General features: G+C 57.7%; 22 protein-coding genes and 1 tRNA gene. 7 read left to right on the top strand and 16 right to left on the bottom strand.

From position 1 onward, the window contains the following. Nucleotide 1: 1 nt before the first annotated feature. Nucleotides 2-847 (top strand): endonuclease/exonuclease/phosphatase family protein, encoded by an 846-nt coding sequence (locus FY156_13255; GenBank protein UXS02363.1) that lies wholly within the window; start codon nt 2-4, stop codon nt 845-847. 35 nt (nt 848-882) lie between these two features. Here FY156_13255 and FY156_13250 read toward each other — a convergent pair whose 3' ends face one another. The 4 genes from FY156_13250 to FY156_13235 all read right to left on the bottom strand — a co-directional run bounded on the left by FY156_13250 (nt 883) and on the right by FY156_13235 (nt 6,738). After that, nucleotides 883-1,086: a hypothetical protein gene (locus FY156_13250; GenBank protein ID UXS02362.1), complete on the bottom strand. Its 204-nt coding sequence runs from the start codon at nt 1,084-1,086 to the stop codon at nt 883-885. Between the two features lie 291 nt (nt 1,087-1,377). Then, a complete protein-coding gene (locus tag FY156_13245; GenBank protein UXS02361.1) occupies nt 1,378-4,572 on the bottom strand; it encodes an efflux RND transporter permease subunit in 3,195 nt (1,064 codons plus the stop codon). Nucleotides 4,573-4,696: 124 nt separating this feature from the next. Then, nucleotides 4,697-5,887 (bottom strand): efflux RND transporter periplasmic adaptor subunit, encoded by a 1,191-nt coding sequence (locus FY156_13240; protein ID UXS02360.1) that lies wholly within the window; start codon nt 5,885-5,887, stop codon nt 4,697-4,699. 53 nt (nt 5,888-5,940) lie between these two features. Then, nucleotides 5,941-6,738, bottom strand: a complete 798-nt coding sequence (locus FY156_13235) for an alpha/beta hydrolase (protein UXS02359.1) — start codon at nt 6,736-6,738, stop codon at nt 5,941-5,943. 141 nt (nt 6,739-6,879) lie between these two features. Here FY156_13235 and FY156_13230 point away from each other — a divergent pair, with 141 nt between their 5' ends. Further along, a complete protein-coding gene (locus FY156_13230; GenBank protein UXS02358.1) occupies nt 6,880-7,779 on the top strand; it encodes a LysR family transcriptional regulator in 900 nt (299 codons plus the stop codon). Between the two features lie 5 nt (nt 7,780-7,784). Here the strand turns inward: FY156_13230 and FY156_13225 are convergent, their stop codons facing one another. Then, entirely contained in the window at nt 7,785-8,684 is a 900-nt protein-coding gene (locus FY156_13225) for a LysR family transcriptional regulator (GenBank protein ID UXS02357.1), read from the bottom strand. A 156-nt stretch (nt 8,685-8,840) separates the two neighbouring features. Between FY156_13225 and FY156_13220 the strand changes: the two genes are divergently transcribed. Further along, nucleotides 8,841-10,022 (top strand): MFS transporter, encoded by a 1,182-nt coding sequence (locus tag FY156_13220; protein ID UXS02356.1) that lies wholly within the window; start codon nt 8,841-8,843, stop codon nt 10,020-10,022. Nucleotides 10,023-10,098: 76 nt separating this feature from the next. Beyond that, a complete protein-coding gene (locus tag FY156_13215) occupies nt 10,099-10,932 on the top strand; it encodes an aldo/keto reductase (GenBank protein UXS02355.1) in 834 nt (277 codons plus the stop codon). Between the two features lie 124 nt (nt 10,933-11,056). On the opposite strand, the gene FY156_13210 is transcribed toward FY156_13215, so the two are convergent. Continuing rightward, nucleotides 11,057-11,131 (bottom strand) — tRNA-Gly (locus FY156_13210). Between the two features lie 308 nt (nt 11,132-11,439). Here FY156_13210 and FY156_13205 point away from each other — a divergent pair. Next, nucleotides 11,440-11,661, top strand: a complete 222-nt coding sequence (locus FY156_13205) for a hypothetical protein (GenBank protein UXS02354.1) — start codon at nt 11,440-11,442, stop codon at nt 11,659-11,661. Nucleotides 11,662-11,879: 218 nt separating this feature from the next. On the opposite strand, the gene dps is transcribed toward FY156_13205, so the two are convergent. From dps to FY156_13155, 10 genes are all read right to left on the bottom strand, one after another. Then, entirely contained in the window at nt 11,880-12,368 is a 489-nt protein-coding gene (dps, locus tag FY156_13200; GenBank protein ID UXS02353.1) for a DNA starvation/stationary phase protection protein Dps, read from the bottom strand. A 185-nt stretch (nt 12,369-12,553) separates the two neighbouring features. Then, a complete protein-coding gene (locus tag FY156_13195; protein UXS02352.1) occupies nt 12,554-13,312 on the bottom strand; it encodes an ABC transporter ATP-binding protein in 759 nt (252 codons plus the stop codon). Continuing rightward, on the bottom strand, nt 13,309-14,277 hold the full coding sequence (locus FY156_13190) for an iron chelate uptake ABC transporter family permease subunit (GenBank protein UXS02351.1): 969 nt from the start codon (nt 14,275-14,277) through the stop codon (nt 13,309-13,311). Before FY156_13190 ends, FY156_13195 begins: the two co-directional genes overlap by 4 nt. Further along, complete coding sequence (locus tag FY156_13185; protein UXS03147.1) at nt 14,270-15,229, bottom strand: ABC transporter permease; 960 nt, start codon at nt 15,227-15,229, stop codon at nt 14,270-14,272. Before FY156_13185 ends, FY156_13190 begins: the two co-directional genes overlap by 8 nt. A gap of 75 nt (nt 15,230-15,304) precedes the next feature. Beyond that, nucleotides 15,305-16,243, bottom strand: a complete 939-nt coding sequence (locus FY156_13180; GenBank protein ID UXS02350.1) for a siderophore ABC transporter substrate-binding protein — start codon at nt 16,241-16,243, stop codon at nt 15,305-15,307. Between the two features lie 156 nt (nt 16,244-16,399). Continuing rightward, nucleotides 16,400-16,654: a hypothetical protein gene (locus tag FY156_13175; GenBank protein UXS02349.1), complete on the bottom strand. Its 255-nt coding sequence runs from the start codon at nt 16,652-16,654 to the stop codon at nt 16,400-16,402. 132 nt (nt 16,655-16,786) lie between these two features. After that, nucleotides 16,787-18,304: a tripartite tricarboxylate transporter permease gene (locus tag FY156_13170; GenBank protein ID UXS02348.1), complete on the bottom strand. Its 1,518-nt coding sequence runs from the start codon at nt 18,302-18,304 to the stop codon at nt 16,787-16,789. Nucleotides 18,305-18,391: 87 nt separating this feature from the next. Beyond that, nucleotides 18,392-18,886, bottom strand: a complete 495-nt coding sequence (locus FY156_13165) for a tripartite tricarboxylate transporter TctB family protein (GenBank protein ID UXS02347.1) — start codon at nt 18,884-18,886, stop codon at nt 18,392-18,394. Then, complete coding sequence (locus FY156_13160) at nt 18,883-19,827, bottom strand: tripartite tricarboxylate transporter substrate binding protein (protein UXS02346.1); 945 nt, start codon at nt 19,825-19,827, stop codon at nt 18,883-18,885. Before FY156_13160 ends, FY156_13165 begins: the two co-directional genes overlap by 4 nt. Nucleotides 19,828-20,126: 299 nt before the next feature. Beyond that, complete coding sequence (locus FY156_13155; protein ID UXS03146.1) at nt 20,127-21,194, bottom strand: ABC transporter substrate-binding protein; 1,068 nt, start codon at nt 21,192-21,194, stop codon at nt 20,127-20,129. 83 nt (nt 21,195-21,277) lie between these two features. On the opposite strand from FY156_13155, the gene FY156_13150 reads away from it, so the two are divergent. Together FY156_13150 and FY156_13145 are read left to right on the top strand one after the other, a co-directional pair. After that, the gene (locus FY156_13150) at nt 21,278-21,958 is read left to right on the top strand and encodes a response regulator transcription factor (GenBank protein ID UXS02345.1); all 681 of its coding nucleotides are present in this window, start codon (nt 21,278-21,280) and stop codon (nt 21,956-21,958) included. After that, a complete protein-coding gene (locus tag FY156_13145; GenBank protein ID UXS02344.1) occupies nt 21,955-23,349 on the top strand; it encodes a sensor histidine kinase in 1,395 nt (464 codons plus the stop codon). Before FY156_13150 ends, FY156_13145 begins: the two co-directional genes overlap by 4 nt. Nucleotides 23,350-23,351 lie beyond the last annotated feature (2 nt).

The following is a 23,351-nucleotide window of genomic DNA, read 5'->3' as shown; positions in this document are numbered from 1 at the left end:
CATGAAACGAAAAGATGTGCCTGAAGATGCAGAGATGAAGGTGGCGAAGAACACAGGCTTGCCGGCCTTCGTGATCAAATCGCTGCGTGAACGCAAGAAACGGTTGGCGCCATCTCTTGTGACCAAAAATCATGCCTTTCCTGTCATCGCATCCTACAATGTTCACAAATGCGTCGGGCGGGATCGAAAGTTTGACCCTGAGAGAACGAGCCGCGTCATTCAGGAAATTGGCGCCGATATCATTGCGCTTCAGGAAGCAGATAGCCGGTTTGGCGAGCGTACCGGCCTTCTCGATCTCGCACGGCTGGAGCGCGAGAGTGGCCTTGTTCCGGTGCCGGTTCAGGCGGGTGTGAAAGCTCACGGTTGGCACGGCAATGTCGTGCTGTTTCGCGAAGGCGCAGTGCGTGACGTCCATACGCTGAAACTGCCGGGATTGGAGCCACGGGGAGCCTTGGTGGTGGAACTCGACCTGAAGCACGGCGGTACCCTGCGGGTTATCGCGGCGCATTTCGGCCTGTTGCGGCATTCACGTGCCCGGCAGGCACAAGCTCTTCTGGGGTTGCTTGAAGAGCGTGATGAATACCCGACTGTTTTGATGGGCGACCTTAACGAATGGCGGCTCGGCAACGGTTCGTCGCTGAACACGTTGCGGGACGCGTTCGGCGGAATGCCGCCGGCGGTCCCGAGTTTTCCGTCCAATCTGCCGGTTCTGGCGCTCGACAGGATCATTGCCAACCGAGCGGGACTGGTGGAGCAGGTAGAGGCGCATGACAGTGCCCTGGCAAGAATTGCCTCAGACCACCTGCCGCTAAAAGCCGCGATCAGGACCGATTTGCTGGCAGGCTGAACGCTGCTTTCCAGAGATCAGCGATCTATCGCAAGTCACACGCCCGGCACTGCCGCAGTGTGGCCGTGCAAGCGTGCTTCAAGCAACGACTGGCGGATAGCTTCCATCAACCGGTGCCGGTTGCTTCTGGTTTTTCCCTTGTCCAGATTTTGTGCGGAAAGGGCGAGATCCAGACCTTCATGCATTACGATCGAATAGGCGACGGACGTCGCCCAGCTTTCGTAGTCGTGCTCCATCATGCAGCTCCTGAACCAAATCATTCAGTTCGAATCATGGACGTGAGGCTAACATAAATTTCAAGTATAAACAAAGATGTACATCGAGAATTACATGGTGTCGTCTGGATCTATTCTGGTTATCTTGATTTTCCTCCCCGGTCTTTGTTCGTTGTTTTCGTCTAAGCAGTTGAAATAGATTCTATTTTAGAGAAACGGGTTGTTTTAATACAAAAAATGCCACGCATGCTGAGATGCGTGGCATTTCGCAGACACAGCAACATGGCTGCGCCAGGCGGTGGCTCTTGGTCGGTGTCAGCCTGCCTTTTCGAGCTTGTAGTCCGAATTGGCTGCCTCTTCCTGCTTGTGCTGAACCAGCGGCCGGTTACCCGCAAGCTTGCGGATCAGCACGTAGAACACCGGCGTCATGAAGATGCCGAAGAACGTTACCCCGATCATGCCGGAGAACACGGCGACACCCATGGCGGCACGCATTTCCGCGCCCGCGCCGGTCGAGACCACCAAGGGAACGACACCCATGATGAAGGCCAGCGAGGTCATCAGGATCGGGCGAAGGCGCAGACGGCTTGCCTCGATGGCGGCGGCAATCGGCTTCCTGCCTTCGAACTCCAGTTCTCGGGCGAACTCCACGATCAGGATCGCGTTTTTCGCCGAAAGTCCGACAAGGACAACGAGGCCTATCTGGGTGAAGATGTTGTTGTCTCCACCTGTCAGCCAGACGCCCGTCAGCGCCGCGAGAACACCCATTGGCACGATCATGATGATGGCGATCGGCAATGTCAGGCTTTCATATTGCGCTGCCAGCACAAGATAGACCAGGAGCAGGGCAAGCGGGAAAACGATGATGCTCGAATTGCCGGCGAGGATCTGCTGGTAGGTCAGGTCCGTCCACTCGAAGTCGATGCCGGGAGGCAGCGTTTCGTTGAGGATTTTTTCCATTGCGGCCTGTGCCTGACCGGACGAGAAGCCGGGGGCAGGGCCACCATTGATGTCGGCCGCAAGGAAACCGTTGTAGCGGTTCGTGCGTTCCGGACCTGTCGTCGCGTCAACTTTCAACAGCGTGGACAGAGGAATCATCTGACCCGTTGCCGAGCGAACCTTCAGACGTCCGATGTCTTCCGCATGGGCGCGGAACTGGGCGTCTGCCTGCACCCGCACGCTGTAGGTACGGCCGAAGGCGTTGAAGTCATTGACATAGAGTGACCCCAGATAGATCTGCAGCGTCTGGAAAACATCCGTCACCGAGACGCCAAGCTGTTCCGCCTTTGCGCGGTCGAGGTCGGCATAGAGCTGCGGGACATTGATCTGGTAACTGGAGAAGATGCCAGCCAGTTCCGGTGTCTGATAGGCCTTGGCGATGACCGCCTTGGTGGCTTCGTCAAGCGCCTGGTAGCCGTAACCGGCACGGTCCTCGATCTGCAGCTTGAAGCCGCCGGTCGTGCCGAGACCGTTGACCGGTGGCGGCGGGAACATGGCGATGAAGGCGTCCTGAATACCAGCGAATTTCTGGTTTAGTTGCAGGGCGATGGCATTACCGGAAAGCTCCGGTGTCTTGCGCTTTTCGAAGTCGTCGAGAACCGCAAAGACGATGCCCGAGTTGGAGCCGATGGTGAAGCCGTTGATCGACAGGCCGGGGAAGGCGATGGCGTTGCTGACGCCGGGCGTTTCCATGGCGATATCGCTCATGCGCTTGATGACATCTTCCGTCCGGTCGAGTGTGGCGCCATCAGGGAGCTGGGCGAAACCGATCAGATACTGCTTGTCCTGACCGGGGACGAAGCCGCTCGGAACCGTCGAGAACATGCTGTAGGTCGCGCCAACCAGGGCGAGGTATACCAGCATGACTAGGCTCTTGCGCGATACCAGTCCGCCGACAGTCCGGCCGTAACCGTTGGAGGCGGCGCCGAAGGCGCGGTTGAAGCCACGGAAGAACCAGCCGAAGATCTTGTCCATGCCGCGCGTCAGCCAGTCCTTGGGTGCGCCGTGCTCCTTGAGCAACAGTGCCGCAAGGGCGGGAGAAAGCGTCAGCGAGTTGATGGCCGAAATCACCGTCGAGATGGCGATGGTCAAGGCGAACTGCCGGTAGAACTGGCCCGAAAGACCCGAAATGAAGGCCAATGGTACGAACACGGCGACCAGCACCAGCGCAATGGCGATGATAGGCCCGGAAACTTCGCGCATCGCCTTATAGGTCGCGTCGCGCGGAGATAGACCATTCTCGATGTTTCGCTCGACGTTTTCCACCACCACGATGGCATCATCCACCACGATACCGATCGCCAGCACGAGGCCAAACAATGTCAGCGCGTTGATCGAGAAACCGAACGCGTACATCACACCGAAAGTGCCGATGATCGATACCGGAACGGCGATCAATGGAATGATCGATGCGCGCCATGTCTGCAGGAAGATGATGACAACGAGTACCACGAGGCCAACGGCCTCGAGGAGTGTGTCGACAACCTTCTCGATGGAAGAACGTACGAATTTTGTCGTGTCGTAGACGATCTCGAACTTCACGCCGTCCGGCATCGCCAGTTGCAGATTGTCCATGGTTGCACGGACATTATCGGCGATTTCAATGGCGTTGGAACCGGGTGCCTGAAGGACGGCCACGGCCACGGCAGGCTTGCCATCGAGCAGAGAGCGCAGGGTATAATCAGCCGCACCAAGTTCGATGCGCGCGACGTCGCGAAGACGGGTGATTTCACCGTTGGCACCGCTCTTGACGATGATGTTGCCGAATTCTTCAGGCGTGGTCAGGCGGCCCTGCGCATTGACGTTCAATTGCAGATCGACGCCGTTAGGGCTTGGCGAAGCGCCAATGATACCGGCTGCGGCCTGAACGTTCTGCTGACGGATCGCATCAGAGACGTCGCTGGCGGCGAGATCATGTTCGGCAACCTTTTGCGGATCGAGCCAGACGCGCATGGAATAGTCACCGGCGCCGAAGACCTGCACCTGGCCGACGCCTTCGATGCGGGCAAGACGGTCCTTGACGTTCAACGTCGCGTAGTTGCGCAGATAGGTGATGTCGTAGGCGTCGGTCGTGGAGACGAGGTTGACGACCATGATGAAGTCTGGCGAACTTTTCACCGTGGTGATGCCGAGCGCGCGGACTTCCGAAGGCAGACGTGGTTCTGCCTGCGAAACGCGGTTCTGCACCAGTTGCTGCGCCTTGTCCGGGTCGGTACCGAGCTTGAAGGTAACAGTCAGCGTCAAGACGCCATCCGAGGTTGCCTGGCTCGACATGTAGAGCATGTCCTCGACGCCGTTGATCTGCTCTTCAAGTGGTGTCGCCACCGTTTCAGCAATGACCTTCGGGTTAGCGCCCGGATAGGTCGCGCGTACGACGACGGATGGAGGAACGACTTCCGGATACTCGGAAATCGGCAGGGCGCGCATGCCGAGCAGGCCCGCCACCACAATCAGCACCGACAGAACGGCGGCAAACACCGGTCGGTCGACAAAAAATCTGGAGATGTTCATTTCAAAGCCCTCTCCGGGGTGAAAATCTGGAATGCAAAGCCCTATTCCGGTAGCGCGTGCTACCAGTTTCAGGGCATTTTCTGTTGGGAGGCGGCGGCTCGCGAATGCGAGCCGCCTTTATGACTTACTGGGTCGCCGCGACCTTTTCTTCCGACTGCGGTGCGACCGTCGCGCCGGGGCGAATGCGCTGCAGACCATTGACGACGATCGTGTCGCCGGCACTGAGGCCGCTTTCGACGATCCGCTGACCGTCGGCCGAAGCGCCGGGCTTGATCTGGCGGTAGCTGACCTTGTTCTCGCCATCGACGATGAACACGAACTTCTTGTCCTGGTCGGTGCCGATCGCCCGATCGCTGATAACGATGCGGTTTTCTGGTTTCGGTTCGCCCATTCTCACCCGAACGAACTGGCCGGGAATGAGCCTGCCGTCGGGGTTTTCGAAGACGGCCCGTACACCGATGGTGCCGCTTGCGGAATCGACCTGGTTGTCGATCAGATGCAGGGTGCCCTTGATCGGGGTGCCTTCATCCGACAGCGTGCCGATCTCTACCGGGATCTGCTCGAGAGCGGGCAGGGCGCCATCTGTCTTCGGCAGTTCGGATAGTGCTCTTGCGACGGTCCCTTCGCTGGCGTTGAAGCTGGCGTAGATCGGGTTGACCGACACCAGTGTCGTCAGCGCTGCTGAGGTGGAGCCGGCAGCCACGAGATTGCCTGCGGTGATTTCGATCTTGCCGACGCGACCGGAGACCGGTGCACGAATTTCGGTGTAGCCAAGGTCGAGTTGGGCTGTGGTCAGGGCGGCGCGGGCAGCACGAAGCTGGGCCTCTGCGTCAGCGAACGAGCTTTGCCGTTGATCAAGGTCACTTTGCGAGATGGTGCGGTTGTCAGAAAGACGACGACCGCGATCCAACTCTGTTCTTGCGAGGCTAACCTTGGCTTCTGCCGAGGCAACCTGTGCCTCTGCACCGGCGACGGCGGCTTCAAAAGGGGCCTGGTCGATGGTGAAAAGCGCATCTCCCTCCTTCACCAGCGCGCCTTCACGGAAGTGAACGGCCTTGATCTGACCGGCAACGCGAGAGCGGATCTGTACCCGGTCGACAGCTTCGAGGCGGCCGGAGAATTCCTCCCAGCGCATGACGTTGCGGCTTTCGACGGTCGCAACCGTCACCGGCACCGCAGGCGGTGCTTCGGGCGAAGACGCAGCCGTTGCATCGCGGCTTGTAGGCAGGTCGAATATGAGGGCTGCCGCAGCAACAGAGACAGCAAGTCCTATACCGGCGCCCGTCAGGGCCCGGCGCTTCGTGTTCAGCGTCATGGGTTTCTCCTTGGCTCGAACTCAGAGCCGATCGAATTTTGAATAAATACGCTTCAGTGTTTCAAATCCTGGACGAAGCTCGTGAATTCCGAACAGACGGACGAAACCCATCTGCCTCCCTCTCCACGATAGAGCCCTGTCCAGCCGGTTCCGGCGGGGAAGACATGCTGCCGGACGCCGACGCCCGATGACACAAGCCTTTCCGCATAACCGATTGTTTCGTCGCGAAGGGGATCATCCTCCGCGGTGAATATCAGTGCAGGTGCGACACGGTTGAGACGTGTGCACTGGCATGGTGCGGCGTAGGGGTGGAAAAAGCCGCACGCCTTGGCAAGGTAGTGGCTCCATCCATCCGCCCAACGCTGGCGCATGCCGATCTTGTCCGCGTCGCGAAAAGATTCTGTCGTCATCATCGGGTCGATCATTGGCGACAAAAGAATCTGTCCGGCAAGCTTGCCGGGCATCCGGTCCCGCGCTTTCAGTGCAAGTCCGGCTGCGACGTTGCCACCGGCTTCTTCGCCGGCGACGAACAGCAGCGATTTCGCGCTGCCATAATGCTTGCGGTCCCTGCTGACCTGATCGAGCGCTTCAAAGGCGCAATCAATCACCAGCGGGAACTCGTTGCCCGAAGGCTTGCTGTAGTCCGCCTCCACCACAATGGCACCGCTTTCCGCAAGCGCGCGTGCGACTGGAAGTTCCGGCCGATCCGCATCCGTTTCTAGAAACGAACCGCCTCTGAGATAAAGCACCACCGGTGGCGTGCGGCACAGGTTGGCGCTTTCATAACGTCGAGCGAGAAGGGGCTGTCTGGCCGCCTGGCCGCACCCTAATGTCTCCCATCGCATCGCCATGACACCAATTCCTGGACCGGCAGAAACCAGATCCTGTTGCAAAACCTGAAATGCATATTATTGTTCGGCTCAGATCGATCAAGTATGCCAACTTGAATTCACTGTTCCAAAAACACGAATAATCGAGCGTCTGAGAGAATTATGGATCAACTTTCGGCCATGCGCGTTTTCACGCGTGTTGTGGAAACCGGCAATTTCAGCCGTGCCGCGACGGCATTGAGCATGCCCAAAACCACCGTTACCAACATGGTGCAGGCGCTGGAGGCGCACCTGCAGACCACGCTTCTCAACCGTACGACACGACGCGTCATGTTGACGACGGATGGGGCGCTTTATTACGAGCGTGCTGCGCAAATTCTGTCGGAAATTGAAGAGCTTGATGGAAGCATGTCCAGTGCGCAGGTGCAACCGTCCGGGCGCTTGCGGGTAGAAATGGCAGGTGTCTTCGCAGATCTTCTGGTTATTCCGAATCTGTGCGATTTTTATCAGCGTTACCCACATATTCGCATCGATCTTGGCGTCGGTGATCGCCTCGTCGATTACCTTGCCGAAAACGTCGACTGCGCGCTTCGGGTGGGAACGCTACGCGACCAGTCCCTGATTGCCAGAAAAGTAGGCGAGCTCAAATTCGAGACCTTTGCTGCCCCGTTCTACATCGAAAATTTCGGCATGCCGCAGACGCCGGAGGATCTTGAAAACGATCATTATTCGGTCGGTTACCTGAATGCCACGACCGGCCAGATCATGCCGATGTCACTGGATAACGGTGTCCGTAGCGTCGAATTGACGCCGCGTTACGTGGTGTCGGTCAACGACAGCAGAAGCTATCTTAACGCTGCACTGGCGGGCATGGGCGTGATCCAGCTTCCTCTTTTCATGGTCAAGGAGGCTTTGGAAAAGGGTGAACTGGTGCGGGTCTTCCCAGAGTGGCGTTGTGAGGCAATGCCGATCTACGTCGTCTACCCGCAAACCCGACATGTCACAAACAAGGTTCGCGTTTTTGTCGACTGGTTGGCAAAGCTGGTTCACAACAACATCTGATCTGACTACGCCGCGACCTTATCCGCAACAAAATCGATGAAAGCACGTACGCGCGCAGCTAGGTGCTCGTGGCCAGCGTAGACCGCATGGATAACTTCAAGGTCCTGCGGATTATAGTCTTCGAGAACAGGTACCAGCAGTCCAGCATCGATATCCGGTCGCACGTGGAATTCTCCAACCCTTCCAAGGCCAAAGCCCGAGAGGCAGAGGCGGCGCATAGCCATGCCACTGTTGACCGATGCGTTGCCGGAAACAGGCAGTCGATAAACCTCATCCGTGTCGGGGTTTCTGAACGGCCATTCGTTAAGGTTGCGATTGAAGTTGAAGCTGAAGCAGTTATGGCGGGCCAGATCCTGTGGCTTTGCCGGTGCGCCATATTTTTCGAGATAGGCGGGGGAGGCGACGATCATCCGTCGGACCTCCAGGAGTTTTCTGGCCTTGAGTGCAGAGTCCTCCATCGCACCTGAGCGTATCGCAATATCGGTCCGCTCTTCGATCAGGCTGATGACACCATCCGTCAGCGAAATATCCAGTTCCACCTCAGGATAAAGCGAGAGAAACTCCGGTGCGAGCGGCAACAGATAGCGTTCGCCAAAGCCCAGCGTAGCATTCACCCGCAAAAGGCCACGAGGCACCACCTTGCCACCGTTTGCGACGATCTGCTCCGTCTCTCTTATGTCGGCCAGAATGCGCCTTGCTCTGCCGAGATAGATTTCGCCCTCCGGTGTCAGGGTCACAAGGCGCGTCGAGCGCTGAAGCAGGCGTGTGCCAAGCCGGTCTTCGATGCGTGTGACGAGTTTGCTGACGGCAGAAGGAGAAAGCCCAAGTCTGCGTCCGGCTGAGGAGAAGCTTCCCAGCTCTGCGGCTGTCGCAAAGACTTCCATTTCCCCAGCGCGATTGTCCATGACTGTTCACCTATGAATTGAATTCCAAGGTATTTATCCATTCTTGCTGATTATCACGCAAGTCCTCTTCCCTCATATTGCGCCCATCAATCGTTCCAACAGACAGCGCGGCTGTCTTCAGCGCTCTCGATATCGGTCGAGGGAAGGGAATTCGTCATGCCTTTGGCTATTTTTGCTTTGACGATCGCGGCCTATGCGATCGGTACTACAGAATTCGTGATCGTCGGGTTGTTGCCGACGGTTGCGACGGATCTCAACATAACCTTGCCGCTGGCCGGCCTTATCGTCAGCGTTTATGCGCTCGGTGTCACGTTCGGCGCTCCGGTTTTGACCGCGCTGACGGGCCGGATCGAAAGAAAGCCGTTGTTGCTTGGACTGATGGCCCTGTTCATCGTCGGCAACACGTTGGCGGCTCTGTCATCCAGCTACGAGTTTCTGCTCATTGCCCGTGTTCTCGCCGCTTTCGCTCACGGTGTCTTTTTCTCCGTCGGTTCTACCATCGCGGCTGACCTCGTCCCGGAGAATCGGCGTGCCTCTGCGATCGCCATGATGTTCATGGGCCTGACTGTCGCGATCGTTACCGGCGTGCCGCTCGGCACCTATATCGGCCAGGTCTTCGGCTGGCGTGCCACTTTCTGGGCTGTTTCGGCCCTTGGCGTCATTGCCTTTGTCGGTATCGCAGCTCTGTTGCCGAACACTTTGAAAAAAGCGCCGCCTGCGAGCCTTCTCGATCAGGTTCGGGTTCTCGGTTCCGGTCGTCTGCTGATTGTTTTCGCCATGACGGCTTTTGGTTACGGCGGGACGTTCGTTGCCTTCACCTTCCTGGCGCCGATCCTGCAGCAGATTACCGGTTTCTCTGAGCCGAGTGTCAGCCTGATCCTCGTGCTTTATGGTATCGCCATCGCAGCGGGCAACATCGGTGGTGGCAAGATTGCCAACCATAATCCGGTCAAAGCTTTGATTGGTCTGTTTCTGGCGCAGGCTATCGTCCTGCTGGTGTTTTCCTTCACGGCCGTATCGCCGATCCTGACACTTGTTACACTTGCCGCGCTTGGTTTCCTGTCCTTTGCCAATGTTCCCGGCCTGCAGCTCTATGTCGTGCAGCTTGCCAAGGAACATCGTCCTGGTGCGGTTGATGTGGCTTCGGCACTCAACATTGCCGCCTTCAATCTCGGTATCGCCATTGGTGCCTGGCTCGGCGGTCTTGTGGTCGAATCTCCACTTGGCCTTGGTGCGACCCCGTGGATCGGCGCGATCCTCGTTGCTTTCGCCCTGCTGCTGACAATCTGGAGCAGTGCTCTCGACCGTCGCGCGGCTCCGGTCCTGAAAGCTGCCTGAACCCGTACCCAACATCATCAATCTCAACACAACCGTCGCGGCGCAAACTGCCGCGACCATCTCTAGGAGCAAGCTCATGCATACAGTCACCGCAAATGGCGCAGCTATTCCGGCACTCGGCTTTGGAACCTTCCGCATTCCGGGCGCCGATGTTCTCAGGATCGTTCCGCACGCACTGAAGGCCGGTTTTCGTCACGTGGATACCGCTCAGATTTATGGCAACGAGGCCGAGGTCGGCGAGGCGATTTCCGGCTCCGGCATAGTTCGCGGCGATATTTTCCTGACGACCAAGGTCTGGGTCGAAAACTACAAACACGATGCCTTTATAGCGTCGGTGGATGAGAGCCTGACGAAGCTGAAAACAGACTATGTTGATCTGCTTCTTCTGCATTGGCCGAATGAGGCCGTTTCGCTTGCCGAACAGATCGGCGCTCTGAATGCGGTGAAAGAGGCAGGGAAAGTCCGTCATATCGGTGTTTCAAATTTCACCACAGCATTGATGGCCGAAGCGGTTGCTCTGTCGAGCGCGCCGCTTGTCACCAATCAGATCGAGTACCATCCGTATCTTAATCAGGATGCGGTGATTGCAGCGGCACGTCAGGCCGGCCTGTCGATTACTGGTTACTTTGCCATGGCGGACGGAAAGGTTTTCAATGAACCGGTTCTGAGGGATATCGCCTCCCGGCACGGCAAGTCGGTGGCGCAGGTGGTGTTGCGCTGGCTTGTGCAACAGGACGGTGTGATCGCGTTGTCCAAGACGATCACTGAAGCCCGCGTGGCTGAAAATGCCGCGATCTTCGACTTCGCTCTCTCGACTGAAGATATGGCTGCCATCCATGGCCTAGCCACGTCTGAAGGCCGCATCGTTTCGCCCGACGGCCTTGCACCTGCCTGGGACAAGGCAGCCTAGTCTCGCAAATGTGGAGGGAGGGGCGTCTGCCCCTTCCGCCATCCGATAATGAACGGCAGGGAAACATACATGCCGAAGGCGTATCTACGACATTGAATTCTTTGATATTTAATCTGGGAGAATTTGGAGCGGGCGAAGGGATTTGAACCCTCGACCCCAACCTTGGCAAGGTTGTGCTCTACCCCTGAGCTACACCCGCTCATAAGCCAACGGTCCGGGGTAGTAAGCTGAACCGTGGGTCACCAGTGTTGCGGCGACGGGTGCTATATCGCTCAATCGATTTTGGAATGCAACACTTTCTTTTGCAGATTTATCGGAAATTCTCATCTGATTGTCGCATTGGAGCGCTATCGTTTTGATGTGGGGAAATCGAAAAATCACCCATTTACATTTGGTTAAAATCTGATTCGACAAGTGATTCGTTCGGGTGTACAAATTTCCTGTCCACGAAAAAATCAAAAACAAACTTGTTGAACGATACTTGGCATGTCATCGGGAGGATGAGCCTTGTCGTATGCGGCTTTTCAAAGAGTTGGCGCGCAGTTGTCGCCAGAGCAGATTACCGATCTGCAGAACATTTTCGATGGCGTATGTTTTGAGTGCCTTGAAGATCGTAGCAGTCATGTCGCCAATGAGTGCGCGGCGGTACTCATCCGCAGCGCGCAGCGCGGTATTCTCGACCATGAGATGCTGCGGGATATCGGCCTTGCCATATTGCGGCGGCATTAGCGGTATGCGTCCTGTCGGTCGCTGAATGACGCTCCGACATTGCAGATCAACCATTGTTCTCTCCGGAAATCGATTTCGATTTTCGGCGGTGGTGTGTTGACGGTCATTTCAGATCACGGGTTCACGCGAGCGTATCTCTGCAGTGTGATCGAATGAAAAACGCCCGGTTTCTGTCCGGGCGTTTTGGTGTCTGGATAATGTCTTGCTCAGGATGTGGTTCAGTTTTTTTCCTGAACATGTGCCTCGAGGAACCACAGCGCCTTGTCGAGATCGCGCGAGGCGGCAGTGAAGATATCGGCTGTGGTGGGATCGCCGGCCTCGTCGGAATCGTCGATTGCCTTGCGTATCATGTTCGCCACGTCACCATAACGATCGATGAGTGCGCCCAGATGGTCGTGGATTGCATAAATGTCAGTTGGATAGGCTTTGAGCGCTGTAGCAGATGAAACGGACTGCAGGCTGCCGAGGGCGGTGCCGCCAAGCTGCACGACCCTTTCAGCGATGGTATCGCCATGATCGTCGAGTTGCGTGCGGAAACCGTCGAGAAGTTCGTGAACGGCGATGAATTGCGGTCCCTTGAGGTTCCAGTGCGCCTGCTTTGTCGCCAGCGCCAGGTCGATCACCGAAGCGAGCGATTCGTTGAGAATGCCGATCACGGTCGACTTTGCATTAGAGGGCAGGTCGTTCTTCGTCTTGTGCGTCTTCATCGATGTCTCCTGAAGGGTGCGGACGGAATGCCGCTTTGGAAATCTTCGGTTTTCTGGAAAGGGGAGGCAAAGATAGGGCGTCTTCGCTCTGTGTCCCCTTCCTGTTCTTTCAACTAACGCTCCGGCTTGCGCCGCGTTCCACCCGAAACGGTGGTCATTCCAGAATTCCTTACGATAGCGATGTGTCACGCATAGAACAGGCAAATGCGCTGGCCGTCCATCTCCTTCACATCGATATCCATGTCGTAGATTTCCCGCAAAACCTCTGGCCGGATAATATCTTCAACGCTGCCGTGGCGATTGATATGGCCGTCGCGCATCGCGATGATGTGGTCGGAGTACCAGGAGGCGAAGTTGATGTCGTGCAGCACCACAACGACAGTCTTCTTCAGCTCGTCTGCCGCCTTGCGCATGATCTTCATCATGCTTGAGGCATGTTTCATGTCGAGGTTGTTCAGCGGCTCGTCCAAGAGCACGTAATCCGTATCCTGGCACAGAACCATGGCCACGAATGCGCGCTGACGTTGGCCACCGGAGAGTTCGTCAAGAAATCGATCAGCGAGGGATTCGAGATGCAGATAATCGAGTGCCCTGTCGATGTGTACCTTGTCCTCAACGGTGGGTCTGCCCTTGGAATAAGGATAACGGCCGAAGCCGACGAGATCGCGAACAGTCAATCTGGAGGAGATGTGATTGTCCTGGCGCAGGATGGAGAGACGCCGGGCCAGCGTGTCCGAGGGCGTTTTTGTGACGTCGAGCCCGTCCACGGTCACCGTTCCCTTGTCCATCGACATCAACCGCGCGACGATGGACAGAAGCGTGGATTTTCCTGCCCCGTTCGGTCCGATAATGGAGGTGACGCCACCGGCCGGAATGGAAATGGAAACGTCGTTGACGACAACGGTGCCGCCATAGGCTTTGCTGACCGCGTTTGCGATGATCATCGCGCACCCCGCTTGAGAATAAGTCCAATGAAGACGATGCCGCCCAGAAACTCGATGACGATGGAGAGTGCTGTGTCAAAGGCGAAAAGCCGCTCCAGCACCACCTGACCACCGACGAGGCAGATGATGGCGATCAGGATTGCCGCAGGCAGCACATGGGCGTGTTTGCCGCTCCCCGTCAAATAGTGTGCAAGTGCTGCGACGAGCAGGCCGAAGAACATGACCGGGCCGACAAGGGCGGTAGAAACCGCAATCAGAACCGATACGAGCACCAGGATGATCGTGACGGTGCGTTTGTAATCAACCCCGAGGCTGATGGCCGCGGCGCGCCCAAGGGAGAGAACATCAAATGTGTGCATCAGGCGCAGGCCGATCACCGTCACCGCGCCGATGATGACGGCGGAAATGGCGAGAAGCGTCGGATCGATGGAGTTGAAGCTGGCAAACAGCGAATCCTGCAGAACGGCGAATTCATTCGGATCGAGCACTCTTTGCATAAAGCCCGAAAGGCTTCGGAAGAACACACCAAAGACGATGCCAACCAGCACGAGAAGGTGCAGGCTGCGTTCGGCACCTATGAACAGCCAGCGATAAAGCAACGCGGAAAAGGTGACGAGCAGGGCGGTTTCAGCCAGAAACTTGATCTGCGGATCGATCAACACCACCGTGGCGGAGGTGAAAACGAAGATCAACGCCGTTTGCACCAGCACGTAAAGGGAATCGAACCCCATGACGGAGGGTGTCAGGATGCGGTTGTTTGTGACCGTCTGGAACAGTACCGTTGAAACGGCGATGGCGTAAGCGACCATCAACAGCGCCCAGAGCTTTACGCCACGAAATGCCAGCACGAAGCTCCAGCTTCCTTTCGCACCAAGTGTCATGAAGGCGGCGGCGGAGATCAATGCAAGCGCCAGCAAGATCAGAAGGACGATGCGCGCTCGTGTATCGGTGTTCCTCTCAGACATGGCGACGCTTCCGCAATAGCAGATAGAGGAACATGGCACTCCCGATCACACCGACCACCGTACCGATCGGAATTTCATAGGGCGCCCGGATTGTTCTGCCAATGATGTCGCAGACGAGAACGAAGATTGCGCCAAGCGTCGCAACCCACGGAACCGAGCGGCGCATGTTGTCGCCAATCATCATGCTCACGACGTTGGGAACGATCAGGCCGAGAAACGGGATCATGCCGACTGTTACGACCACGACAGCGCTGACAAGCGAAACGATGGTCAGTCCCAGTGTCATGACGCGCCGGTAGTTAAGGCCGAGGTTGGTGGTAAAGTCGCGTCCCATGCCCGCCACCGTGAAGCGATCAGCGGCAAGATAGGCCGCGATGGCGAAAACGAAACCGACCCACAGCAATTCGTATCGGCCGCGTAAAACGCCGGAAAAATCCCCGGTCATCCATGCGCCGAGTGATTGCAAAAGATCAAAACGATAGGCGAAGAAGGTGGTGATGGCGGAAATGACTCCGCCCAGCATGATGCCGATCAAGGGCACCAGCAAAACATCGCGCAACGGCACCTGTCTTAAAATTCGGAGGAAAAGCGCTGTACCGGCCAGAGCGAAGGCTGCCGCGACAAGCATCTTGCCGAAGATCGGGGTTTCCGGCGCCAACATGGTGACCACCAGAAGGCCGAGGCTGGCCGATTCCGCCGTGCCGGCTGTCGAAGGTTCGACAAATCGATTGCGCACAAGCATCTGCATGATGAGACCGGTGATTGCCATCGAGCTTCCGGCAAGGATAAGCGCAAGCGTGCGTGGAATGCGGCTGACCAGCAATACCAGCATCGCACGGGCTTCTGTCTCCGACGACATCAGCGCCGTGATCGACACGTCGCTGACGCCAACGAAAAGGCTGGTGACGGCAAGGCCGAATGTGGCGAGAAGGGCGAGTGCCAGATATTTCAAAGCGGGTCTCTGATGCACGGCAGGCTCCAGACGGTCGAACCGGCTGGAGCCTGGAGTCTGAATATTGCGTCTCGGTTACTTCTTGGCGGAAACCGCCGTGTAGACCTGGTCGATCAGCGTCGTCAATGCGGTGTAGCCGCTGGAAACGATATAGGCCGCCTGTGGATCGAGGTAAACAATATGGCCGTTCTTCCAGGCTTTCGTCTGGTGCACCAGTTCATTATCAAGAACCTGCTGGGCAGCATTGCCTTCCTTGCTGGAGCCGACGCCAGCGTCGCGGTCGATCACGAACAGCCAGTCCGGATTCTTCTCCAGGAGGTATTCAAAGGAAACGACATCGCCGCCATGGAAACGATCGTCGATGTTTTCTTCAACTGTCTTGAAGCCGATTTCCCGGTGTAGCCAGCCAACGCGCGAGTTGGGGCCATAAGCGCCAATCTTGCCCGCATTGGTGACGAGGATCATCGCTGTTCCGGCTTCAGGCGCGAGGGCTTTCAAACGGGTGGCTTTTTCATCGATCGAGGCGTCGAGCTTTTTCGCTTCTTCCTGCTTGCCGAAGATATCGCCAAGCTTTGTGACGTTGCTCTTGACGCTATTGATGAAGTCCTTGGAATCTACCGACATGTCGATGGCAGGCGTGATCTTGGAAACATCAGGGTATTTGGCACGCGAACGGCCGCCGACGATCACCAGATCCGCTTCAGCCGCATTGATGGCCTCATAGTCGGGTTCGAACAGCGTGCCGACCTTCAGGTACTTATCGTCCGAATATTTCTTCAGGTAGGAAGGCAGGTTCGAGCCGAGAACACCTGCCGGCTCATAGCCCAGTGCATTCAGGGTATCGAGCGACGGAATATCCAGGACAAGTACCTTCTTCGGCGCTGCTTTCAGCACAGTCTCGCCCTGGGCGTGCTTGATGGTAACGTCTTCGGCGTGCGCCTGAGCCGTCAATGCGCCGATGCTGAAGGCGGCGGCTGCCAGAAGACGGACGGGGAAGGAGAAGTTCATGGCCACGGATGTTTCCCTTGCAAATACCGCACCGGCAACAGAGACTGCCCGGAGCTTAACCTGATTTCAAAAATCAGCTTTATTGCCAGAGCGTCAGGAAATCAAAATTATCTTTTAGAATAATTCTGAATTGCGCTCAGTGGAAAAGGGAGGTTGACGTCGTTATTGCGGAGGCCAATCACCGACGATCACGCGGTTTTCCAGTGACAGCGAACGGTCCGGCTGGATGCGGTAGGTTTCAATTGCCAAGCGTCCGTCACCCATGATGAATTCATGGCTCAGGGTGCTGCCGATCGGGGATTTCGTCAATTTGGTACGTGGTTGCCCGCCATAGGTGATGCTGCCCGGAATCGGTTCAACAGGGGCCGTGGTGCAGCCTGCAAGCGCGAGCATCATCATTAGTGCGATCCGACGCATATCATTCTCCTTCGATTGCGGTGGACTCTACAACTCTTCTGCGGTTTGCGCGCTGGAAAACTCGCTTGCTGTCGCAACAAAAAAGCCCCGTATCCTTGCGGATACGAGGCCAGTCACCCTGGGAGTTTTTTATCAGTCTTCGCTTGCGGCGAGCTGGGTCAGAACTTCACCACGTCCACGAATGCGCATGATGAGCGGGATGATGAAGGCGGCGGCTGCGACGATGAACAGTCCGACCGCAATCGGTGAGGTGAAAAGCACAGTCGGATCGCCCTGACCGATGGCCAATGCGCGGCGAAGCTGCTGTTCGGCAAGTGGTCCAAGGATCAGACCGACAACGGCTGGTGCAATCGGATAACCAAAGATGCGCATGATGTAGCCGAGAACACCGAAGGCGAGCAGCATGCCGAGTTCGAACACCGATGGATTAGCGCCGATGGTGCCAAGCGTGGCGAACAGCAGGATGCCTGCATAAAGCCAGGGCTTCGGAATGGTCAGCAGCTTCACCCACAGGCCGATCAGCGGCAGGTTGAGCACCAGCAGCATCAGGTTGGCGATGAAGAGGCTGGCAATCAGACCCCAGACGAGTTGCGGATTGGTCGCAAACAGCAGCGGGCCGGGCTGCAGGCCATATTGCTGGAAACCGGCCAGCATGATGGCTGCGGTCGCTGTGGTCGGCAGGCCGAGCGTCAGCAGTGGTACGAGTGTGCCGGCTGCAGATGCGTTGTTGGCAGCTTCCGGACCAGCCACGCCTTCAATCGCGCCCTCACCGAACTCTTCCGGATATTTGGTCAGCTTCTTTTCGGTGGCGTAGGAGAGGAAGGTGCCAATTTCGGCGCCGCCTGCAGGCATTGCGCCGATGGGGAAGCCGATCAGTGTACCGCGCAACCAGGCTTTCCAGGAGCGTGCCCAGTCCTGTGCGCTCATCCAGATCGAACCCTTGACGGCCTCCACCTTGTCGGGACCGCTGGCACCCTGTGCGACGATGAACAGCGTTTCGCCGATGGCGAACATAGCGACGGCAAGCGTCGTTACTTCGATGCCGTCGAGCAGGTCGGGAACGCCGAAGCTCATGCGGGTCTGGCCGGTCAACTGGTCGATGCCGATGATGGCAAGCGTGAAACCGATGAAGAGCGATGTCAGTCCACGCAGTGCAGAATCGCCGAAGGCGGACGAGACGGTCACGAAGGCCAGTACCATCAGCGCGAAATACTCACGCGGACCGAATACCAGCGCCAGCTTGACGATGTATGGCGCAACGAAAGCCAAGGCGATGGTGGCGATCAAGCCCGCAACGAAGGAGCCGATGGCGGCCGTGGCCAATGCCGGACCACCGCGGCCTTTTCGCGCCATCTTGTTGCCTTCGAGGGCAGTCACGATCGAGGCGCTTTCGCCCGGCGTGTTGAGCAGGATCGAGGTTGTCGATCCGCCATACATACCGCCGTAATAGATACCCGCGAACATGATGAGCGAACCGGCAGGGTCCAATCGGTATGTCACGGGAAGCAGCAGCGCCACGGTCAACGCCGGGCCAATGCCCGGCAGCACGCCAACGGCCGTGCCGAGCGTGACGCCGATCAGCGCATAGAGCAGGTTCATGGGTTGGGCAGCAACCTCAAGACCGTGCAGCAGGAATTCAAACGTACTCATGGACAGATTTCCCCCTGTCGGGCGGAACGATGGCGCTTATGCCGCGCCTCAGTTCCCTTTGATCGCGAAATTTGGTCGGAATGGCCGTTAGACGAACAGCCGTTCCAGCGGGCCGGCGGGCAGCGAAAGTTGCAGGAGCCGCGCAAAAATGAACCACACGATGAAGCTCAGAACGATCCCGAGCGGGATAGAATACCAGAGCTTGCGTTTTCCGAATGCGCGGGCCGTAAAGGCGAACAGCAGACCGGTGGCAATCGAAAAACCTGCGACTTTCAGCAGCAGCATCTGCGCGGCAAGACCGGCAACGACCCAGACGACGGGTCCGACTTCCTGCTTGTCACGGGCCGGGAAATCGTTGCGCCAGGCCTCGATGGCTGTCCAGATGGCCAGCCCGATCAGACAGAATCCGATGGCGTAGGGCACGGTGGCCGGACCGACCGGCGAATATCCGGTAACGCTGGCGAGGCGTGCGCTATCCCAGAAGATCACACAGGCGACGGCGACGAGGGCGATGGCGATCAGCAGCGCCGCCCAGTCAGGGCGGCGCTTTTGTTCGCGGGAAGGGTTAAAACCCTGGCTCATTTTACAAGTCCGATGTCTTTGAGGATCGCTTCTGTGGAGGTGGTGTCCTTGGCGAGCTGTGCCTTGAACTCGTCACCGGCGAGATAGGTGTCCATCCAGCCCTTGGTCTTCAGCGTTTCCTGCCACTTGGCGGACTTGGCGAGCTTTTCGATGTCGGCGTTAACAGCCTTTTCCTGATCCGGGGTCAGGCCGGGAGGAGCGGCGACCATACGCCAGTTCTGAACGACGACATCGAGACCGCTTTCCTTCAGCGTCGGAGCATCGATGCCTTCGAGCTTTTCTTCGCTGGAAACTGCAAGCAGGCGCAGCGTGCCGGCCTTAACCTGGCTTTCGAATTCGCCGTAGCTGGAAATACCGGCCGTGACCTGCGAGCCGAGGATCGAGGCAAGCGCTTCGCCGCCGCCGGAATAGGCGATGTAATTGATCTTGGTCGGATCGACGCCAGCCGCCTTGGCAATCAGGCCTGCAGTGATGTGGTCGGTGCCGCCAGCCGAACCGCCGCCCCAAGATACGCTGCCCGGATCGCTCTTCAGCTTCTCGATCAGATCCTTGATCGTCTTGATGTCGGAGGATGCGGGTACAACGATGGCTTCGTATTCACCGGTCAGACGGGCGACCGGGGTCACTTCGTTCAAGGTTACCGGGGACTTGTTTGTCAGGATCGCACCAACCATGACGTAACCGCCAACGATCAGGGCATTCGGGTTGCCCTTCTGCTGGCTGGCAAACTGTGCCAGACCGATGGTGCCGCCAGCGCCCGGTACGTTCTGTACCTGTACGCTTTTGGAAATGCCTTCTTCCTGGAGAACGGTTTGCAGCGAGCGTGCCGTCTGGTCCCAGCCGCCGCCCGGATTTGCCGGAGCGATGATCATGTAGTCGGCGGCTGCCGCCGGAAGAGCGATCGCGCCTGCCAGGAATGTGCTGATAAGAAAATGTTTCACTTTAACCCTCCTCAGGATGCCCTTGTTCGTTTTGGGCGTCGTTATGTTTTTATGCGGGAAGGGGTGCAAAGTCGCAGATACCCTGACGCGGCTTAAGCGGCGCTGGCATTTTCGATCTTTGAGATTTCCTCCCACATCTTCTTCCGCCTCCACGGAATGAAGAAGGATTGCAGAGCACCACAGAAAGCTGTCATCTAACTGACGCAACGCAATTCCCTGGTTGTTTACTCTCTATTAATTTCCGCCGCACGTCTACAAAACGATACCGCGCCACCTGTCGCGCACGATTTTCGGTCAATCTATTGCGAACGGAGTGCTTCATTCCAGCGTTCGATCAGACGGCTTCTCTTGACCTGATCGAGATAGACCATCAGCCCGGGGCTGACGGGAACAGGTCGCAATTGCGCGCCGTGGATCGCCTGCATGGTATTGGCAGTATTTTCTCCCGCCACTTCAGGGCTGACGGCAGGTATCTGCAACTGCCGGGCCATGATCGTCTGGCCCTCTTTCGACATGAAAAACTCGAGATAGCGGCGGCCGAGTTCGGGGTGGGCTGCGGCTTCCGGCACCAGACCTATGCGCGACATGACAACGGTGTAGTCCTTCGGCAAAACGATACCGACATCGGGATGGCGCGACGCCCAGTCTGCGGCGTAGGAGCCGAGGATATTGTAGGCCAGCACGAAGCGGCCGTCCGACACCCGTTCCAGAATGGCGGATGACGTCGAATACACCTTCACACCAGCCGCACCCATGCGTTTGATGACGCTCCAGATGTCACCGAACTGTTCCTGGTCGCGCGACATGAACAGAAAACCGACGCCGGAGCGTTCGATATCGTAGGTGGCGATGCGACCGTGCACCTCGTTGGCATGCCGTTCCAGATAATCAACGAATTCAGCACGCGTCGCAGGCGGCTTTTCTGATGTGAAGCTCGGCTTGTGGTAGACGAAAACGGCGGGCTCGAATGTGAGGGCGTAGGCGGTATTGCGCCAGTTTGCCCAGGCAGGCCAGCTTGCGCTCATCGGCAGGTCGGAGCGCTGCGCATAACCGTCATTGCTGAGTTTCACCTGCAGATCCATTGCCGATGAAAAGGCAAAGTCTGCGGTCTTTTGACCCGCGTCGGTCTCCTTGACGATCCGGTCATAGATCTCTCCGGTCAGCATGTCCTCGTAGGAGACGGTGATATCTGGATTGGCCTTCTGGAAACCCTTGATCATGGGCGTCGCAAGCGGCTCGTCCAGCGAGGAATACACCACCAGCGTTACCGCATCTGCTTTGCCTGAAAGTGCAGGAAAAAGAACCGGTTCAGCCATTGCCGACAGGCCGGAGCAAAGACAGAGACAGAGGGAAATGACGATACGCATGGAAAAGATCATGCCGCACGTGCTTGCCATTCACAAGCGCCGAGCGCTTGGTTAAGTTCAGGCGACGCTGCGGGAGTAAAGATTTGCGCATATTGCTGGTCGAGGACAATCAGGTGCTTTCGGAGGGGCTGTCTGCCCTTCTGCGCGGCAGCGGTTATGCGGTGGACGTGGTGTCCGATGGTGCCTCGGCCGATGCGGCTATTGCCGTGGAGAGTTTCGACCTCGTCATTCTCGACCTCAACCTTCCGGAAATGGACGGCATCGAAGTTCTGCGTGCGATGCGGGCACGGCAGGACAAGGCAGCGGTACTGATCCTGACGGCAAGGGGCACGCCGGAAGAACGCGTCAAGGGACTGGATCTCGGCGCTGATGACTACATGATCAAGCCCTTCGATATTGCCGAATTCGAGGCCCGCGTTCGCGTGCTTCTGCGCCGCAACGCCGGTTTGCGTTCGTCTTCGGTCAGTTTTGGCAAAGTGTCCTTTGATCTGACGTCGCGCACTTTTTCGGCAGAAGGACGGCCGCTGGACATTCCGGCGCGAGAGGTCGCTTTGCTGGAGGTTCTTTTTCTGAGGGCAGGCAAGGTGGTCGCCAAGGAGGCGATCGTTCAGTCGCTCACCGGATTTGACGCTGAACTTTCCGGCAATGCCATCGAGCAATATGTCAGCCGTCTGCGCAAGCGGCTTGGCCCTCACGGGCTGACAGTGAAGACGGCGCGGGGCATCGGTTATTATCTCGACAAGCTGCCGGAGATGGCTGAATGAAGCAGGCCGCCTATTCGCTCCGGCGACGGCTTCTTGGCTGGCTTCTCATTTCAACCGCCATCATCGGCTGCATTGCGCTGGCAGATACCTGGCGCGAGGCGGTGAATACCGCCAATGTCGTGTCCGACCGCGTGTTGTCCGGGTCGGCACTGGCGATCGCGGAACGTGTGGTCGTAGCCGAGGATGGTTCGCTCGAGGTCGATATCCCCTATGTCGCGCTGGAGATGCTGACATCGGCAGCGCAGGATCGGGTCTTTTACCGTGTCGACGGGCCGAACGGGCAATTCCTGACCGGTTATCAGTCGTTGCCTTCGGTCGAGAAGCTGACCGGCGATACGCCCGTCTACATGGACGCCGTGTTCCGTGATGAGCGCATTCGGATTGCCGCCATCCAGCGCTTTGCTTCGACCGGCATCAATTCCGTGCCGTTTTCAGTGACCGTCGCTGAAACGACGATCGCCCGTAGCCAGTTGGCGCAGGCCATCATCCTGCGTTCTGCGGTTCGCCTGTTGTTGATGATTGTCGGTGCTGCCGTGATTGTCTGGGTGGCGGTGACGATTTCATTGAGACCGCTCTATCGTCTCGGGGAGGCGATTGCCGAGCGCAGCCCCAACGACCTTCACCCCATTGAGCAATCCGTGCCGGTGGAAGTGGAAAGCCTTGTGGAGACCGTCAATTCCTTCATGGTCAGGCTGCAATCGGCACTCGATGCTCTCCGGCATTTTACAGGCAACGCCAGCCATCAGCTTCGCACACCACTTGCCATCATCCGCACGCAACTGGCACTTTCGGCACGTGCAGGAAATCTGGAAGAGGCACAAGCCGCAGCACGCAAGGGCGATGCATCGGTCGCACATGCCGAGCATATTCTGGCGCAGCTTCTGCGGATGGCCAATATCGATGCCGCCGGCTCCGGTGAGAAACAGCAATTTTCGGCCGTTGACCTTGTCGCTTTGGCGCAGGAGGTAACTGCGGATTTCGTGCCGCGTGCGGCGGACGCCGGCATTGACCTCGGTTTTGAAGGGGAGGGCGCTACATTGATTGCCGCTGAGCCACTTCTACTTGGGGAACTGATCGGCAACCTGGTCGGCAATGCCCTCAACTACGCAGGGCGGGACGCGGAAGTCACCGTGCGTGTCGGCAGGGAGGTGGACGCCGCCTGGCTCGAAGTCGAGGATAACGGTCCAGGTATTCCGGCCGAAAACCGCGCCACTGTGCGGCAGCGTTTTGCCCGTGGCGATGGCAATGTCGCCCCCGGTGCGGGGCTTGGCCTTGCCATCGTCGAGGAAATCGCTGGCCTGTTTAGCGGCCGGCTGGAGCTGGAAGATGGCGCGGACGGCCGAGGGCTGAGAGCGCGGGTGATATTCCCCCAGGCAGTGACTCCCTCTTAACC

Source organism: Agrobacterium tumefaciens (genome assembly GCA_025559845.1).
Taxonomy (GTDB): Bacteria; Pseudomonadota; Alphaproteobacteria; order Rhizobiales; family Rhizobiaceae; genus Agrobacterium.
The sequence above is the reverse complement of the archived record's forward strand: the minus strand, read 5'-3'. Positions and strand labels throughout refer to the sequence as shown.

Excerpts from the sequence above, each read along its gene's own strand:
- FY156_13225 (UXS02357.1), bottom strand. The coding sequence starts at position 8,684 with ATGGACAATCGCGCTGGGGAAATGGAAGTCTTTGCGACAGCCGCAGAG.
- FY156_13145 (UXS02344.1), top strand. The coding sequence starts at position 21,955 with ATGAAGCAGGCCGCCTATTCGCTCCGGCGACGGCTTCTTGGCTGGCTT.
- FY156_13250 (UXS02362.1), bottom strand. The coding sequence starts at position 1,086 with ATGATGGAGCACGACTACGAAAGCTGGGCGACGTCCGTCGCCTATTCG.
- FY156_13230 (UXS02358.1), top strand. The coding sequence starts at position 6,880 with ATGGATCAACTTTCGGCCATGCGCGTTTTCACGCGTGTTGTGGAAACC.
- FY156_13240 (UXS02360.1), bottom strand. The coding sequence starts at position 5,887 with ATGACGCTGAACACGAAGCGCCGGGCCCTGACGGGCGCCGGTATAGGA.
- FY156_13165 (UXS02347.1), bottom strand. The coding sequence starts at position 18,886 with ATGAGCCAGGGTTTTAACCCTTCCCGCGAACAAAAGCGCCGCCCTGAC.
- FY156_13195 (UXS02352.1), bottom strand. The coding sequence starts at position 13,312 with ATGATCATCGCAAACGCGGTCAGCAAAGCCTATGGCGGCACCGTTGTC.
- FY156_13245 (UXS02361.1), bottom strand. The coding sequence starts at position 4,572 with ATGAACATCTCCAGATTTTTTGTCGACCGACCGGTGTTTGCCGCCGTT.
- FY156_13155 (UXS03146.1), bottom strand. The coding sequence starts at position 21,194 with ATGCGTATCGTCATTTCCCTCTGTCTCTGTCTTTGCTCCGGCCTGTCG.
- FY156_13235 (UXS02359.1), bottom strand. The coding sequence starts at position 6,738 with ATGGCGATGCGATGGGAGACATTAGGGTGCGGCCAGGCGGCCAGACAG.
- FY156_13215 (UXS02355.1), top strand. The coding sequence starts at position 10,099 with ATGCATACAGTCACCGCAAATGGCGCAGCTATTCCGGCACTCGGCTTT.
- FY156_13170 (UXS02348.1), bottom strand. The coding sequence starts at position 18,304 with ATGAGTACGTTTGAATTCCTGCTGCACGGTCTTGAGGTTGCTGCCCAA.
- FY156_13220 (UXS02356.1), top strand. The coding sequence starts at position 8,841 with ATGCCTTTGGCTATTTTTGCTTTGACGATCGCGGCCTATGCGATCGGT.
- dps (UXS02353.1), bottom strand. The coding sequence starts at position 12,368 with ATGAAGACGCACAAGACGAAGAACGACCTGCCCTCTAATGCAAAGTCG.
- FY156_13175 (UXS02349.1), bottom strand. The coding sequence starts at position 16,654 with ATGCGTCGGATCGCACTAATGATGATGCTCGCGCTTGCAGGCTGCACC.
- FY156_13255 (UXS02363.1), top strand. The coding sequence starts at position 2 with ATGAAACGAAAAGATGTGCCTGAAGATGCAGAGATGAAGGTGGCGAAG.
- FY156_13190 (UXS02351.1), bottom strand. The coding sequence starts at position 14,277 with ATGTCTGAGAGGAACACCGATACACGAGCGCGCATCGTCCTTCTGATC.